The organism is Ruminococcus turbiniformis, assembly GCF_020687545.1.
In the GTDB taxonomy this organism is placed as follows: domain Bacteria; phylum Bacillota; class Clostridia; order Lachnospirales; family Lachnospiraceae; genus Mediterraneibacter; species Mediterraneibacter turbiniformis.
Window position 1 is genome coordinate 162,749 of record NZ_JAJEQX010000002.1, and the last position, 15,059, is coordinate 177,807.

The 15,059-nt window shown below is 51.9% G+C and carries 14 protein-coding genes; 2 read left to right on the forward strand and 12 right to left on the reverse strand.

Annotated features, from left to right (window positions below):
* Window positions 1-65 precede the first annotated feature (65 nt).
* The 3 genes from LKD70_RS01995 to gpr all read right to left on the reverse strand — a co-directional run bounded on the left by LKD70_RS01995 (window position 66) and on the right by gpr (window position 4,499).
* Window positions 66-1,988, reverse strand: a complete 1,923-nt coding sequence (locus LKD70_RS01995) for a DNA gyrase/topoisomerase IV subunit B (RefSeq protein ID WP_227706376.1) — start codon at window positions 1,986-1,988, stop codon at window positions 66-68.
* Between the two features lie 197 nt (window positions 1,989-2,185).
* Window positions 2,186-3,373 (reverse strand): stage II sporulation protein P, encoded by a 1,188-nt coding sequence (spoIIP, locus tag LKD70_RS02000; RefSeq protein ID WP_227706377.1) that lies wholly within the window; start codon window positions 3,371-3,373, stop codon window positions 2,186-2,188.
* 154 nt (window positions 3,374-3,527) lie between these two features.
* Window positions 3,528-4,499: a GPR endopeptidase gene (gene gpr, locus LKD70_RS02005; RefSeq protein ID WP_227706378.1), complete on the reverse strand. Its 972-nt coding sequence runs from the start codon at window positions 4,497-4,499 to the stop codon at window positions 3,528-3,530.
* A 205-nt stretch (window positions 4,500-4,704) separates the two neighbouring features.
* Here gpr and rpsT point away from each other — a divergent pair, with 205 nt between their 5' ends.
* Window positions 4,705-4,968, forward strand: a complete 264-nt coding sequence (gene rpsT, locus LKD70_RS02010) for a 30S ribosomal protein S20 (RefSeq protein ID WP_227706379.1) — start codon at window positions 4,705-4,707, stop codon at window positions 4,966-4,968.
* Between the two features lie 108 nt (window positions 4,969-5,076).
* Here rpsT and LKD70_RS02015 read toward each other — a convergent pair whose 3' ends face one another.
* The 5 genes from LKD70_RS02015 to LKD70_RS02035 all read right to left on the reverse strand — a co-directional run bounded on the left by LKD70_RS02015 (window position 5,077) and on the right by LKD70_RS02035 (window position 11,004).
* Complete coding sequence (locus LKD70_RS02015; protein ID WP_227706380.1) at window positions 5,077-5,718, reverse strand: type I phosphoribosyltransferase; 642 nt, start codon at window positions 5,716-5,718, stop codon at window positions 5,077-5,079.
* Window positions 5,719-5,838: 120 nt separating this feature from the next.
* On the reverse strand, window positions 5,839-7,182 hold the full coding sequence (locus tag LKD70_RS02020) for an MATE family efflux transporter (RefSeq protein ID WP_456115005.1): 1,344 nt from the start codon (window positions 7,180-7,182) through the stop codon (window positions 5,839-5,841).
* 226 nt (window positions 7,183-7,408) lie between these two features.
* Window positions 7,409-8,428 (reverse strand): ketol-acid reductoisomerase, encoded by a 1,020-nt coding sequence (gene ilvC, locus LKD70_RS02025; RefSeq protein ID WP_227706381.1) that lies wholly within the window; start codon window positions 8,426-8,428, stop codon window positions 7,409-7,411.
* Window positions 8,429-8,452: 24 nt separating this feature from the next.
* A complete protein-coding gene (ilvN, locus tag LKD70_RS02030; RefSeq protein ID WP_227706382.1) occupies window positions 8,453-8,950 on the reverse strand; it encodes an acetolactate synthase small subunit in 498 nt (165 codons plus the stop codon).
* Window positions 8,951-9,168: 218 nt separating this feature from the next.
* The gene (locus LKD70_RS02035; RefSeq protein ID WP_227706383.1) at window positions 9,169-11,004 is read right to left on the reverse strand and encodes an ABC-F family ATP-binding cassette domain-containing protein; all 1,836 of its coding nucleotides are present in this window, start codon (window positions 11,002-11,004) and stop codon (window positions 9,169-9,171) included.
* A 270-nt stretch (window positions 11,005-11,274) separates the two neighbouring features.
* On the opposite strand from LKD70_RS02035, the gene LKD70_RS02040 reads away from it, so the two are divergent.
* Window positions 11,275-11,850 carry a biotin transporter BioY gene (locus LKD70_RS02040; protein ID WP_407690880.1) on the forward strand — a complete coding sequence of 192 codons (576 nt, stop codon included), beginning with the start codon at window positions 11,275-11,277 and terminating at the stop codon, window positions 11,848-11,850.
* On the opposite strand, the gene LKD70_RS02045 is transcribed toward LKD70_RS02040, so the two are convergent.
* The 4 genes from LKD70_RS02045 to LKD70_RS02060 all read right to left on the reverse strand — a co-directional run bounded on the left by LKD70_RS02045 (window position 11,777) and on the right by LKD70_RS02060 (window position 14,861).
* Window positions 11,777-12,868 (reverse strand): lysylphosphatidylglycerol synthase transmembrane domain-containing protein, encoded by a 1,092-nt coding sequence (locus LKD70_RS02045; RefSeq protein ID WP_227706384.1) that lies wholly within the window; start codon window positions 12,866-12,868, stop codon window positions 11,777-11,779. The two genes, LKD70_RS02040 and LKD70_RS02045, sit on opposite strands and share 74 nt — an antisense overlap.
* The gene (locus LKD70_RS02050; RefSeq protein WP_227706385.1) at window positions 12,858-13,511 is read right to left on the reverse strand and encodes a hypothetical protein; all 654 of its coding nucleotides are present in this window, start codon (window positions 13,509-13,511) and stop codon (window positions 12,858-12,860) included. Before LKD70_RS02050 ends, LKD70_RS02045 begins: the two co-directional genes overlap by 11 nt.
* A gap of 15 nt (window positions 13,512-13,526) precedes the next feature.
* Window positions 13,527-14,567, reverse strand: a complete 1,041-nt coding sequence (locus LKD70_RS02055) for a glycosyltransferase family 2 protein (protein WP_227706386.1) — start codon at window positions 14,565-14,567, stop codon at window positions 13,527-13,529.
* Between the two features lie 135 nt (window positions 14,568-14,702).
* On the reverse strand, window positions 14,703-14,861 hold the full coding sequence (locus tag LKD70_RS02060; protein ID WP_227706387.1) for a hypothetical protein: 159 nt from the start codon (window positions 14,859-14,861) through the stop codon (window positions 14,703-14,705).
* Between the last annotated feature and the right edge of the window lie 198 nt (window positions 14,862-15,059).

The following is a 15,059-nucleotide window of genomic DNA, read 5'->3' on the forward strand; positions in this document are numbered from 1 at the left end:
CTTAACGGAAGCCCCTTCTTTCTGTACCGGCAGCGGGTTCTGCGGCCGGGCAGCCGGGCGCCGCATCAAATGTCAAGCTCCGCCTCTGTCGCGTTCTCATAGATAAATGCCCTTCTCGGAGGCACTTCTGTTCCCATGAGCATCTCGGTCACGCTTGACGCCATCCGCGCGTCCTCGATCTCCACAAGCTTTAACAGACGTCTTTCCGGGTCCAGCGTCGTCTCCCAGAGCTGCTCCGCGTCCATCTCTCCCAGACCTTTGTACCGCTGCAGGGTAAATGGCCCTTTGTGGGTCTTCCTGTATTTCTCCAGCGCCTTGTCGTCGTAGAGGTATTCTTCCCCGCCGTTTTTCGGCATGGCTTTATAAAGCGGCGGCATGGCAATATACACATGTCCCTCGTAGATCAGCTCCGGCATGAACCGGTAGAACAGCGTGAGCAGAAGGGTGGAGATATGGGCTCCGTCCACATCTGCATCGGCCATGATGATGATCTTGTCATACTTCAGCTTCGTGATATCAAAATCGTTGCCGTACCCTTCCGAGAATCCGCACCCGAAGGCATTGATCATCGTCTTGATCTCCGCGTTTGCCAGAATCTTGTCGATGCTCGCCTTCTCCACATTTAAGATCTTTCCGCGGATCGGAAGGATCGCCTGGAAACTTCTGTCCCTGGCCGTCTTTGCGGAACCGCCGGCGGAATCTCCCTCTACGATGAAGATCTCGCACTTCTTCGGGTCTCTGCTCTCGCAGTTGGCCAGCTTTCCGTTGCTGTCAAAAGAGTATTTCTGCTTTGACAGAAGATTCGTCTTTGCCTTCTCCTCCGTCTTCCGGATCTTCGCCGCCTTCTCCGCGCTTGAGAGAACCGATTTCAGCGTGTCCAGATTCCGGTCAAAGTACCGGACGATCTCCTCTCCGGTGACCTTGCTGACCGCCTTGGACGCGTCAGGGTTGTCCAGCTTCGTCTTTGTCTGCCCCTCGAACCTCGGGTCCGGGTGCTTGATGGAGATAATCGCGGTCATCCCGTTCCGGATGTCGGCACCGGTGAAATTGGCGTCCTTCTCCTTCAGGATTCCCAGCTCGCGGGCGTACTGGTTCATCACCGTCGTGAACATGGTCTTGAATCCGGTCAGATGGGTTCCGCCCTCCGAGTTATAGATATTATTGCAGAAGCCGAGCACGTTTTCGTGGAACTCGTTCACATACTGGAAGGCAGCCTCCACCTCGATGCCATCCGCTGTTCCCTTGAAATAGACGGGTTCATGGAGGGTTTCCTTCTTCCGGTTGAGATCCCGGATAAAACCGAGAATCCCGTCCGGCTCATGATACTCGATATGCTCCGGCTCCTCCGGCCTCTTGTCGTCAAAGATAATCGTAAGCTCCGGATTTAAGTAGGCGGTCTCATGGAGACGGCTTTTCACCTCCTCCGCCCGGAACTTCGTCTTCTCGAAGATGGTGTCATCCGGGAGGAAATTCACAGTCGTCCCCGTCTTTCTCGTCTTCCCGATCTTCGGCAGCAGTCCGTCCTCCAGTTCAATCACCGGCACGCCCTTCTCATACCGGTCGTGGTGGATGTATCCGTCTTTGCTGATCTTTACGTCCATGTAGGCGGACAGCGCATTTACGACCGAGGAACCAACACCGTGAAGTCCTCCGCTTGTCTTATATGCAGTATCGTCAAACTTTCCTCCCGCGTGAAGCGTAGTGTAGACGACCCGGGCCGCGGACACCCCTTTCTGATGCATGTCCACCGGAACCCCGCGCCCGTTGTCCGATACGGTTGCGGAACCGTCCTTTTCCAGTGTGACATGAATCTCCGAGCAGTACCCTGCCAGATGCTCGTCCACCGCATTGTCCACAATCTCGTAGATCAGATGATTGAGTCCTTTCGTGGACACACTTCCTATGTACATGCCCGGGCGTTTGCGGACTGCTTCCAGTCCTTCAAGGACCGCAATGCTGCCCGCATCATATGTGCTGTTTCCTGCCATTTTCATTCTCCTTCTCTTTTCGTCCGGGCGGAACAAAAAGCGCTTCCCTTTCGCCCCGTCCGCACCGTCATCCTGCTTTCGCGCAGAACAATCCATTTCATACTATATCACCAGTCCTTGTGGTTTTCAACAGAAAAAACACAACATGGATGAGCGCATGGATGAACGCCCCCGTCTGAAACAGTCTGAAATGAACCTCACTCTTCCATAATCACATGGTACAGTGTATCGGCCAGCACTTCCATGGCGTTCATCATCTCCTCCACCGTGTTCGTCTGGGCCCCCGCCTCCACAAGGAGGGATTTCGGCAGCAGGTGCAGATTGTACCGGTAGGCTCTTAAATAGATATGCCGGACAAATCCCGGGTAAAGGCTCTCGGAGGCAAGCTGCATCTGGAGAGAAAAAGCCAGGTTATCCTGTATGTACGGATTGTACAGATAGTCAATGTCGCCGTTTGTTCTGGACCGGCTCAGCCCGTTGAAATACATGATCTTCGCGGTCGGCTTCCCGTTGATCTCCGTCACAAGATGGGTCCCTTCCGCGACGCCGTCGCGGTGCAGGTCAATGGCCACCTCGATCGTCGGGTTTGCCTCCAGGATCGGGCGCACTCCGGCCTCCGCGTACTCGTAGGCGTTGCTCCGGTCGAGTTCTCCGTTTATGATGTCATACACGCCGGTATCGTGGATCGTCTCAATTCCTTTCTCATTTAAAAGCTGCGTCAGATATTCCCCCACGCCGACGATGCTCGTAGCCGGGTCCCCGGGCGTGGAATCAACGAACTCTTCCTGAGAGTGGGTATGGAAGATCAGAATCTTCGGTCCGCCTGTCGTGTTGTCGATCTTCATGCTGCGTCCGAGAAGATCATCCGCGTTCAGCTGGTCCGGCCCGATCATGGTGGAGCTGTCCACAGTGTAGAAGTTGCTCAGCAGATAGTCGAAGTCTCTTAACTTCTCAATGGACATATCCACTGTCGGCGTCACCGTCTGCGCTGCGGCTTCCGACTCGTCCGGCTCCCCCACAAGGTTGCCGTTCTCATCCACTGCATTCTCGTCGCCGGCCTGTGCTTCGAGGATTCTGGCAATGGTCTCCTCGTCTTCAATTGACGTGGAAATCTCCGCGTTTTTCTCCACGTAACTGATAATCGGAAACCATGCCAGAGTCCGCTGTCTCACCCACTCCAGTGGTTCTTCCCCAGGGGTTCGGTTCACCCATGTAAATACAGGCATGTATATTTCCTGTGCTTTGGTGAGGATCTGCTTCTGAATGCCGTACCTCCAGTTTTTCCCGAACCCTTCCGAGCTGATACAGAGTGTGCAGAACAGAAGAACCGCTGCAAGAGCTGCGGTGCCAGCCTGTCTGAAATTTCGTTTTCTCAGTCTGTCCATATCGCGGCGGCGCCCTTTCCTGTGTTTTCTGTAATCCTATGCTGCCTTCCGTCCTCTTATTCCTTCTGTTTCTTTATCCGTTCCCTTTCTGCGGCCGCCGTCCTGAGCCCATTTTCTGTACCGCCGTCCTGAGCCCGTCTTCTGCGCTGCCGCCTCACGCCTGCGTCACAAGCATGTTTATGGCCTCCGAGATCGTATGGCTGATCTGCCGGATCATCTCGTCCACATCCTTCGGAGTGACAAACATCCCGTTCAGGTGCGGAGCGATCAGTTCCTTTACAAACTCATACTTCTCCCCCGCATTGTATGAGCGCAGCACCTCCCCCACTCCTTTAAATGATTCTGAGGACTCCAGCGCTCTTATGAAATTCTCCATCGTATCATTTACAATCGTTGCTGCGTCCACTACCGTCGGTACCCCAATCCCGATGACAGGCACACCCAGCGACTCCTCCGTCATCCCGCACCTGTGGTTTCCAACCCCGGAACCGGGATGGATTCCTGTATCCGCAATCTGGATCGTCCGGTTCAGTCTCCTGCTGTTGCGCGCGGCAAGCGCATCAACGGCAATGACAAGGTCAGGGTTCGTCTCCCTCACGATCCCTCTGATAATCTCCGCGCTCTCCATTCCCGTCTGTCCCATCACACCGGGAACAACGGCGCTGATCACAGGGGCGTGTTCCATATTCATGGCATATTTTCCGTACTCTTTCACAACATGCCGGTTCACTGCCAGATGATCTGCCACATAGGGCCCCAGGGCATCGGGAGTCACTTCCCTGTTTCCAAGTCCTGCCACAAGAACAGACAGACCGTCCTTCTCTTCTTTTCTGTGCCGTCCGATCAGCTCGCGGATACACCGGCACAGTTCTTCCGCGACTTCTCTCCGGTTTTCCTCATCAGGCAGCGCCAGATTCGGCGTCTCAAGAGTCAGATAAAGGCCGACCGGCTTCCCCATGGCTTTCGCCCCGTTCTCTGTCCGTATTTCCACCCGTGTCAGGCGCATCTCCCGTTCCTCATCATAGCGTTCATTAAGAACAACACCCTGGATCTCCACATCGTCCGACTCAAAGCGCTCTTTTTCCTCGAGCGCAAGATCGGTACGCACACTGTAATTTCTCAGCATGTCACATCCTCCTCCGTCACTGCGGGCTTATCCGCTTGTTTCCTGCTTTCCGTAACAGTTTTTGCAATAATTCTCAATTTATGTATTGACAACCCCTGCCGGTTAGCATAAAATGAATGAGTATGTTTCAGCGGAGCGTCCGTGTCCGAATCTGTTGAAGCACATGATTCATTTTTGATATTTCATGTATTTGGAGGTGTACAGGTTGGCTAACATTAAGTCTGCTAAGAAGAGAATTTTAGTAAACGAGACAAAGGCTGCAAGAAACAAGGCAATCAAGTCAAGAGTTAAGACTGCAGTAAGAAAAGTGGATGCTGCGGTTGCGCAGAAAGACGCTGAGGCTGCAAAGGCTGCCCTTCATACAGCGATTGTTGAGATTTCCAAAGCAGGAAGCAAGGGTGTTTATCACAAAAAGACTGTTTCCAGAAAGATTTCTCGTCTGTCAAAAGCTGTAAACGGCATTGCTTAATTTGATAGAGATAGAAAGATAAGAGACATCCGTTCCCGTCAGGCGGATGTCTCTTTTTGTACTGGCAACGTTCATAAGTCCGGGCTTGCCCGGGGCCTTGGCGAGCGCTTACAATCTCACGTACCCGAAGCTGTTTATGAGCCCGTCCAGGCGGTGGTTTTCCCTGCACAGCGGGCACTCATGCGCGTTATACACATGGTAATCCGGCAGATCGGAGCCGGTGAAAATTGTCTTCACTTCCATCCCCGCCACTTTTGATATGGCGCTGAACACCGCGCAGATACCGCAGACCGTTCCGCCGTAGTAGAGAACGGACTCGATTGCCTGCATCGTCAGGCTGCCTGTGGCCATGGAGTCAGTCAGGATGAGCACCTGCTTGCCCTCGATCATTCTCTGGTTGTTGTCACGGAAAAGGATCTGGCCTGTAGCGTCAAATTCCGGGGTTACAACAGAGATATTATTTCCCGCACTCATGGACATGTTGGACGCGTCCGCCAGATGTTCTGCCATAAAAGTCCCGATCACTTCCGTGTTCTTCATGCACACGATCGTATCTACCATTGTGTTGGTGATATACTCATCCGCAAGCGTTCTGGCAGTCTCTCTCGCATTGTTGTGACGCGTCTTCACAGTCGACATATCAATATATGTATTAACGTGTGAATTTTTCGTCGCGAAATGTCCGCTCAGCATTTTGATACGTGCTTTCGGGTTTTTTGTTGATCTCAGATCTACAAATCTTTCATCCATACCTCATTCTCCCTTCTGTTTCACATATTTTGATTCTCATATTCTGATATATTCATTTTATCACATGCGAAAGGAAAAATCAGTAAATATTTTATATTTTTCAAATATTTCAGACAGTTTTTACTCATTCCGGACAGCAGAGCTTTTCTCTTCTCTCAGCATCGGCCAGACGGTAATGAGCATTGTGACAAAGCAGGCCGTGCCTCCAATCACGTTTGAGACAGGCTCCGCCAGAAAGACACCCATCGTCCCCAGGTTCCCGACCATCGGCAGAATCAGCGTCAGCGGAACAACGATGATCACCTTTCTGAAGATGGAGAAGAAAACTGCCTGCTTCGGCCGGTTCAGTGCCACAGAGACGGCCTGTCCCGCAAACTGCAGCGCCATCATGAATATTCCGCAGAAGTACACTCTCATCGCCGGGATGCCCTGCCCGATCAGCTCTGTCTCCTGGGTAAACAGATGCAGGAAAAACCGCGGCTCGAAAAAGAGCAGCGCCCACACAATCACGGAAAACACGATACATCCGGCGGACATAAACTTGATGGCGTCCTTCACCCGTCTGTAGCATCCCGCTCCGTAATTGTATCCGATCACAGGCTGAGCGCCGGATGTCAGTCCGGTCACAGGCATGGTGATAATCTCTCTCACGGAATTGATCACTGTCATGATTCCCACATACAGATCTCCGCCGCTTCTCGCAAGCACCGCGTTGCACACGATCTGTACGATTCCGTTTGTGACGGACATGGCGAATCCTGACGTTCCGAGCAGGGTGATCTCTTTGATCAGAGAGAGATCCGGCTTCATGGACCGGCGGCTCAGTTTTAAAAGCGCCTTCTTTCCAGTCAGAAACTTCAGCACCCACGCAGCGGATGCCCCCTGGGATATCACTGTCGCTATGGCGGCTCCCTGCACTCCCATCCCGAATACAAAGATAAAAAGAGGGTCCAGAATAATGTTCAGAACCGCCCCGAGAAGCACTGTGAGCATTCCGATTCTCCCAAACCCCTGGGAATTAATGAAGTTGTTCATTCCCAGACTTGTCATGACAAACAGAGTGCCGATGAGGTAAACTGTGATATACTGATCCGCATAGCCGTACGTCGCACTGCTCGCGCCGAACAGATACAGAAGAGGCCTCCTGAAAATAAGACAGGCTGCCATCAGAATCACGCCTGAGAGAATCAGCATGAAAAACGAGTTTCCCATAACTTTCTCCGCGCGTTCCTCCTCGTGGCCTCCCCTTGCAATCGAGCACAGCGGCGCACCGCCCATGCCGAACAGATTCGCGAACGCGGAAATAATCGTAATGACCGGAAGGCAGAGTCCGATGCCGGTCAGAGCCTCCGCCGACGCATGGGGAATATGTCCGATGTAGATCCGGTCCACCACACTGTACAGCACATTGATGAGCTGGGCGAGCGTCATGGGGACGGCAAGACCGAGAATATTCTTCGCGATACTGCCCTGGCTGAAATCGTTCTCTTCCTTTTTCTGGACTGGTTCGTCCTCTTTCTGAACAGGTTCATTCTCTTTCTGAATGCATTCGCCCTCTTTGTGAATATGTTCCTCCACTCAGATCTTCCTCTCTAAAAGCAAGGCCAGACTTTCTTTAAAGAGAGCCTGGCCTGTACTGAATTTCTTTCTCAGATAACAATTCCCGGATGAATCGTCCGTTTGCTGCAGATTAGTTGTTGATCAGCTTGTCCTCATCGCTCCAGCTGTAGAGTTTTCTGATTTCCTCACCGATCTTCTCCGACGGATGCTCTGACGCAAGTTTTCTCATTGCGCGGAAGTGAGCCTGTCCGCCTGCCTCTGACATGTCAAGCAGGAAGTCTTTTGCAAATGTTCCGTCCTGGATGTCTTTGAGGATCTGCTTCATCGCTTTCTTTGTATCATCTGTGATGATCTTCGGTCCTGTGATGTAGTCGCCGTACTCAGCTGTGTTGGAGATGGAGTATCTCATTCCGGCGAATCCGGACTGATAGATCAGGTCTACGATCAGTTTCATCTCATGGATACACTCAAAGTAAGCGTTTCTCGGATCGTACCCCGCCTCAACGAGAGTCTCAAATCCTGCCTGCATCAGCGCGCAGACACCGCCGCAGAGAACTGCCTGCTCACCGAAGAGGTCTGTCTCTGTCTCTGTTCTGAATGTTGTCTCAAGGATACCTGCTCTTGCTCCGCCGATTGCAAGTCCGTATGCCAGTGCTTTGTCAAGAGCCTTTCCTGTGTAGTCCTGCTCTACCGCTACAAGGCACGGAGTTCCCTTTCCTGCCTGATACTCGCTTCTTACTGTGTGGCCCGGAGCCTTCGGAGCGATCATTGTAACGTCAACATATGCCGGCGGAACGATCTGGCCGAAGTGAATGTTGAATCCGTGAGCGAACATCAGCATATTGCCCTCCTCCAGATTCGGCTCAATGTCGTTCTTATATAATGCAGCCTGTTTCTCATCGTTGATCAGGATCATGATGATATCGGCTTTCTTCGCAGCCTCAGCCGCGGTAAACACTTCAAATCCCTGAGCCTCAGCCTTTGCCCAGGATCTGCTTCCCTCATAAAGACCGATGATAACGTTGCAGCCAGACTCCTTTAAGTTCAGCGCGTGAGCGTGTCCCTGGCTTCCGTAGCCGATGATCGCGATTGTCTTTCCCTCGAGAAGAGAAAGGTTACAGTCTTCCTGATAATAAATTTTTGCTGCCATTTTGCATTCCTCCTAAATAAATAATTATAAATATGCTACATCCTTACTTCCTCTTGAGAGGCCTGTGATTCCGGTCCTTGCCAGTTCCAGTATCTCATAGCCTTTCAGAAGATTCAGGAATGCTTCCAGTTTCGTCTGCGTGCCGGTAAGCTCCACGATCAGGGAGTCCTCCTCCACGTCCACAATCTTTGCGCGGAAAATATCCGCGACGGAGATAATCTCTCCTCTCTGCGCGGCGTTGGCGCGCAGTTTCACCATAATCAGTTCCCGGCATACGGACTCGTCATCTTTTAACACTTTGATCGCGACGACATCCTCCAGCTTTCTGACCTGTTTCTCGATCTGGGACAGGATCAGTTCGTCTCCGGACGACACAACCGTGATTCTTGTGAATCTCGGATCAGCCGTCATGCCTGCGGTAATGCTGTCGATGCTGTATCCGCGGCGGCTGAACAGGCCCGAAATACGGCTCAAGACACCGGGATTGTTGTCTACAAGCAGGGAAAATACCTGTCTTCTCATTCATTCCTCTCCTTCCCGTTTCAGGAGAATCCCCGCTGCGGGATACTCCCTTGAAGCGGATCTTTCACATCCGCTTTGCACCCCGTTTTTAAAAAACAGAGTGCATTCTGTTTTTGTCTTCCTTAATATTACCAACTGTCACATTCTTTGTCAAGAATCTGTTGGCATTTTTGTCAGATATTTCTGTTGACAGTTTTGTCAGGTATTTTTCAGCCCGTTCATCTCTGCTGTTCGATCCGCTCGGCCAGATCGTTTAAGTAAACCCATCTCTCCGTCTTCCCATCAAGCTCCGCCTGCGCTTTCTCCTGCTCTGCCATCAGTTCCCTCAGTTTGACGGAGTTCGTCGCGTTGGCCGCGATCTGCCGCTCTATGGATGCGATCTTCTCCTCCAGCGCCGCGATCTCATCGTCGATGGTCTCGTATTCTCTCTGCTCCTTATAGGTAAACTTCAGTCTGGAAGAGCGCTGTTTCCACTCTTTTGACGGCTCCTTTTCTCCGCTTTCCGAGCGGGCGGCATCCTTTCCCGCCTGTTCGTCCTTTCCCGTTCGTCCGTCTTTTCCCTCTGCTTTCGTCTCCAGGGCAGCCTCGCGCTGTTTTGCCGCCAGATAATCCGTATATCCACCCTCAAACTGACGGATTCCTCCTTTTCCGTCCATCTCCAGAATACGGTCAGCCACGTTGTCAAGAAAATACCGGTCATGGGACACCGTGATCACGATCCCGGAAAAGGAATTCAGATAGTCCTCCAGAATCGTGAGGGTGGGGATATCCAGGTTGTTGCCCGCCTCGTCGAATAGAAGCACATTGGCATTTTCCGCCAGCACGCCCAGCAGATAGAGACGGCGCTTCTCGCCGCCGGAAAGCTTGCCGATGGGCGCGTACTGCATGTCCGGCGTGAAGAGAAACCGCTCAAGGAGAGCTGACGCGGTGAGTTTTCCGTCCGTCGTTGTGATGTACTCCCCGATGTCCTTTACATAGTCGATCACCCTCTGGCTGTCGTCCATGTGCTGTTCCTCCTGGGCGAAGTAGCCGATCTTTATCGTCTCCCCGATCTCCACTTCCCCGCTGTCCGGCTTCAGGATTCCGGCGATCATCTTAAGCAGCGTGGACTTTCCGCATCCGTTTGGCCCGATAATGCCGAGCCGCTGGTTTTTCAGCGCAATATATGTAAAATCCTCGACAATTTTCTTCTCCCCGAAGCGCTTGCTTACGTGGTGAAGTTCAATCGTCTTCTTCCCCATGCGGGTACTGACACTTCCCAGCTCCACCGTCTGGTCCTGCACCGGCGCCTTTTCGTTTTTCAGCGCTTCCAGCCGTTTCAGCCTGGCCTGCTGTTTCGTCGTTCTCGCCCGGCATCCCCGCTTCGCCCACTCCAGTTCCATGCGAAGGACACTCTGCCTTTTCCGCTCTGTGGCGAGCTCCATCTCTTCCCTTGCCGCCTTCAGCTCGAGAAACCCGGAGTAATCCGAATCATATCCGTACATCTTCCCTCGGCTGATCTCCAGAATCCGGTTCGTCACACGGTCAAGGAAATACCGGTCATGGGTCACGATAACCACGGTTCCCTTAAACGACCGCAGGTAGTCCTCAAGCCAGCGGATCATGGCCCCGTCCAGGTGGTTGGTTGGCTCGTCGAGAAGGAGTACGTCAAACTCCTCTGAGAGCGTCTTTGCCAGCACAACTCTTCTCTTCTGGCCTCCCGAGAGATGCTCTATCTTCTGATTCGTATCTGTGATTCCCAGCTCCATGAGATTCGATTCCACGAGCCACTGATCCGATCCCATGTCCGTAAAGGCAAAGTCTTTCACGGAAGCGCCCTCCGGAAACACCGGGTTCTGCGGAACATACGCGATTTTAAGCCCGTTCTGCCGGACAACCTGCCCTTTCTCCGGAGTTTCCTCCCCGGCGATCATCTTAAGCAGCGTGGACTTTCCTGTTCCGTTGATCCCGACAACGCCGACCTTGTCCCCCTGCTGAATGCCAAAGGACGCATCAGCATAGATCACCTTCTCCCCGTATATCTTGCTGATATGTTCAATATTGATAATATTCATGTCTGACTCCTTCCATCCCGTGCGCCGCCATACACTGCTGAAACGTCTGACCTTCTTATTGGCGGAACGGCACTGTTATCTATTATAATACAAGAAGCAGAATCATGACAGCTTTTTCTCTCCGCACAGCTGAATCAATAAGCCCGGGCTTTGGCTCGTCGCCTATACAAAGGATTGTCAACCTGTTTTTATTTCAGGTTGACAATCCTTTTGCGCATATGCTACACTTGACCCAAAACAATGAGAACCGAAGAAAGGAACATACAAACAATGAAGTCAATGAAGCAATCATCCACACACCCGGCGTCCCATCGGACAAAAACCTATGACCTCGTATACATCGGCATCTTCACCGTGCTGATCGCAGTCTGCTCCTGGATCTCCATCCCGCTTACCGTCCCTGTCACCCTCCAGACATTCGGAGTGTTCGCGGCAGTCGGTATCCTGGGCGGAAAAAGGGGAACCATCGCAGTGCTTGTCTACATCCTCATGGGCGCCATCGGGATTCCGGTTTTCTCCGGGTTTACCGGCGGGCTAGGCATCCTGGCGGGCACCACAGGCGGCTACATCGCCGGATTTCTCTTCTCCGCCCTGCTCATGTGGGGAATGGAGAAGCTCTTCGGGCGCAGCACGCCTGTACTTGCTGTCTCCATGGTTCTCGGCCTGATTCTCTGCTATGCAGTCGGAACCGTCTGGTTTATGATCGTATATACGGGTACTTCCGGCAGCGTCGGCCTTCTGACTGTGCTCGGATGGTGTGTTTTTCCCTTTCTCATTCCGGACGCTGCGAAAATCGCGCTTGCCCTTCTGATGACAAAGAGGCTTTCAGGCGTGGTCCGGATTTGACGAACCGGTTTGCCAGGACAACGCCCAGGCTCACGATCAGAAGAAAATAGAAATTGACGCCCCGGCTCACAAGCATGGATGGAATCAGATAGGAGCCCGTGAACACATTCGCAAACACAGTCTGATACATAAGCTCTGTGATTCCCTGTGCTCCCGGCAGGGGAAGCATATCCACCGCAATGTACACGGACGCCTGCAGAAGGATCACCCGCAGGGCGTCCGTTCCGCTCAGGCCGAAACCGAGATATACCATATAGGTCAGAACAAACACGCTGCTCCTCTGCAGCACGGTCACAAAGGTCACGCACAGCAGTTTTCCTCTGTGTCCCCGAAGCCATGTGACAGCGCTCTGATAGCTGTCGATAAAATCCCGAATCTTTTCTTCTCTCTCACCGGATGTTTTCCAGATATTCATACGGATGAAAAGCCTTTCAAAAAACAGGGCTGCCTTCAGAATCACTTTCGGGAACAGCATCACCCCAAGAATCAGAAACACAAGAACCACATTGAGAGAGAGCCCCAGCAGATACAGCGGGAAATAGCTTCCCAGCTCACTGCGAAGCGGGCCGGACCAGAACAGAAGGATTCCGAATCCCATCACCACAAGAACAAACTTATACACGACAGCCACCGTCATAAGCACAACCGTACTGTCAGATCCCCGATTGCCGTCCCGGTTCATATAGTAGAGCTGAACCGGCTGGCCTCCGGTTGCCGACGGCGTGATTCCCGAGTAGAAGAACCCGATAAAGGAATACTGGATGCACCGGAAAAGAGAACTCGCTTTTCCTCCGTCTTTCTTCGCCTTCATCGCCCGGAGAAGATACCAGATCATAAACCCTTCCGCGCAGACGAAGAAAAGTGCAAGCCCCACGGCAGCCGCCAGATACCACGGCGACATTTTCATCACGCACCGCCCGATCTCGGCAAGATTCCTTCCGCTGAACAGAGTGTAAAATGTCAGGAACATGATAAGAAGGAAGAGCGCCGCCTGAAACATGCGTTTCTTAACGCTCATAAGTGTCCCTCCGATCTCCGGCTTCCCTTACATATCCCGCATAGGCAGGCTGTACACGGAGCACAGCCTGCATTCGCACCAGATATGCCGCTCCCCGGCATGCCTTCTTTGCCTTAAGCCTCTCGGTAAACTCATACAGACTTCCCTCAAATATGGTCTCCTTTTTCTCATACTCATAGAAGTCTTTCGGAGTCACCAGAGAAAAGTGCTTCTCCCAGTTTACAATTCCGGCATCCTGAAGAAGTCTCGCGATGTAGGACGAACAGGTATAGTGGTTCTTCTGGTAAAACGGCCGGTTAAGAAGGATAAAGGGAAGCCCGATCACTGCATAGTGGTACTGGAACCTTCTGCGCATGGCCTCTTTGAGTTCCCGCTCAATATACCGCTTCTGCTCCCGCGTACACTCGATGCTGCACACCTTGTAGTCCGCCTCCGGAAATGCCCGGAGCACCTTCGCCGTGTCCTCACGCTCAAAGCCCGCGATCAGCGGAATGGACGGGTGCCGTCTTCCCACACTGTAGGCTTCCTCAAGATTCGGGTCAAGCGAGAGTACGACATGGATATATTTTTGTTTTAACACCTTCCGGATCATCCAGGCGAACAATCCCGGTGTATCTGCAAATGCTATATAAATCTGTGCCATAACAACGAATCCCTCCTACTGGAACTGATAGATCTTTCTCGCGAATCTGTATCCGCCCACAGTCAGTTTTCCCCCCAGCTTTCCGGGCAGATAGGTCAGTCCGCTCAGAGTGGAATACCGGAGCCGGTAATACAGAGCCGCGTTATATTCCCTGATCTTATCCCACATATTCCGCCGTTTTTCCATTGCCTCCGCATTCTCGATCAGAAGAAGGTGAATGGATGATATGGAAAGCATGATGGAGATATTTCTCGTCATATAGGCTGCCAGCTTCGGGTACTGCTTCTTCACTTCGTCGAGATCCACACTCTTTGCCACAAGTTCCGTCACGCGGATCTGCTGGTCGATCCTCTTCATCATCACCTTCTCATTGACCGACTGGTCGTCTCTTCCCAGATAATAGTGGTACAGATCCATATCCATATAGTAAATGCTCTCCACGTATGGAAGCGGCTGGTAGGAAAACAGATTGTCCACATAAAATGTATGCTCCGGCAGTTTCACGCCTGACTTTCTGAGCACCTCCGTGCGGAACATCAGCGCATGCATGATAAGATACTGGGATGGATGGAATCTTCCGATGGTTTCCCATGTGCACAGCTCTTCATTTGGAAATACATTGCGGTAGCCCATGCTTTTCCGGACGCCCTGATCCAGATGATCGTACACATAGTTGCATACGAAAAGATCCGGTATGTTCCCCTCAAAATCCGCACGGCCTCCCCCGCACATTTCCCGGATTTTCTCAAGCAGTCTCCAGTAAGAATGAAGATCAAGCCAGTCATCTGAGTCAACCACCTTATAGTAAAGCCCTCTTGCAAGTTCAAGTCCTTTGTTTACACCGGAGCCATGTCCTCCGTTTTTCTTGTGTACAACGCGGACAATGTCCGGATAGCGGAGCTGATATTCGTCTGCAATCTCTGCTGTTCTGTCTGTTGATCCGTCATCGACCAGAATGATCTCTACGTCACGTCCTCCCGGAAGAAGCGAGTCGACGCAGCGCCTCATATAGCTTTCCGAATTATAGCATGGTACTGTAAATGTAATATATTTCATCTTTTTGCCATCTCCTTTTCCGGGAAATTCTCTCCCCCTGTATGTCTCTATCTTACCGAATCGTTCTTAAGATATCTTTAGTGTAATTCTAAAGATTTCTAAAAGATTTCTTAAACGATACAGAAAGAATCTTTCTTACTGCTCGCCGCTGCTGTTGAGCACACGGTCTGCCGCGCTGATCACCGCAGATATCAGACACGCTGCCGCCCCGAGCGGTACGACAATGAGTACAAGTACACCCAGAAGCACCCACGCAATCGCTCTTCCGAGTTTTCTTTTCGTCTCTTCTTTCATCTGTAACGCCTCCCTTGAGTTTATTTTTCTGTATATTTATCGTATCAGAAAGGCGGAATAGGTTTCCATTCAGCCGGCTTACAATTCAGCCTGTACAGCTTACACTTTTGTAAGGCGCAGACAGATCATAAGCAGACCATAAAGTGAAGGACACAGTGCAAATCATGAATTATTTTTTAAAATTGGAGGCTTTCCCTT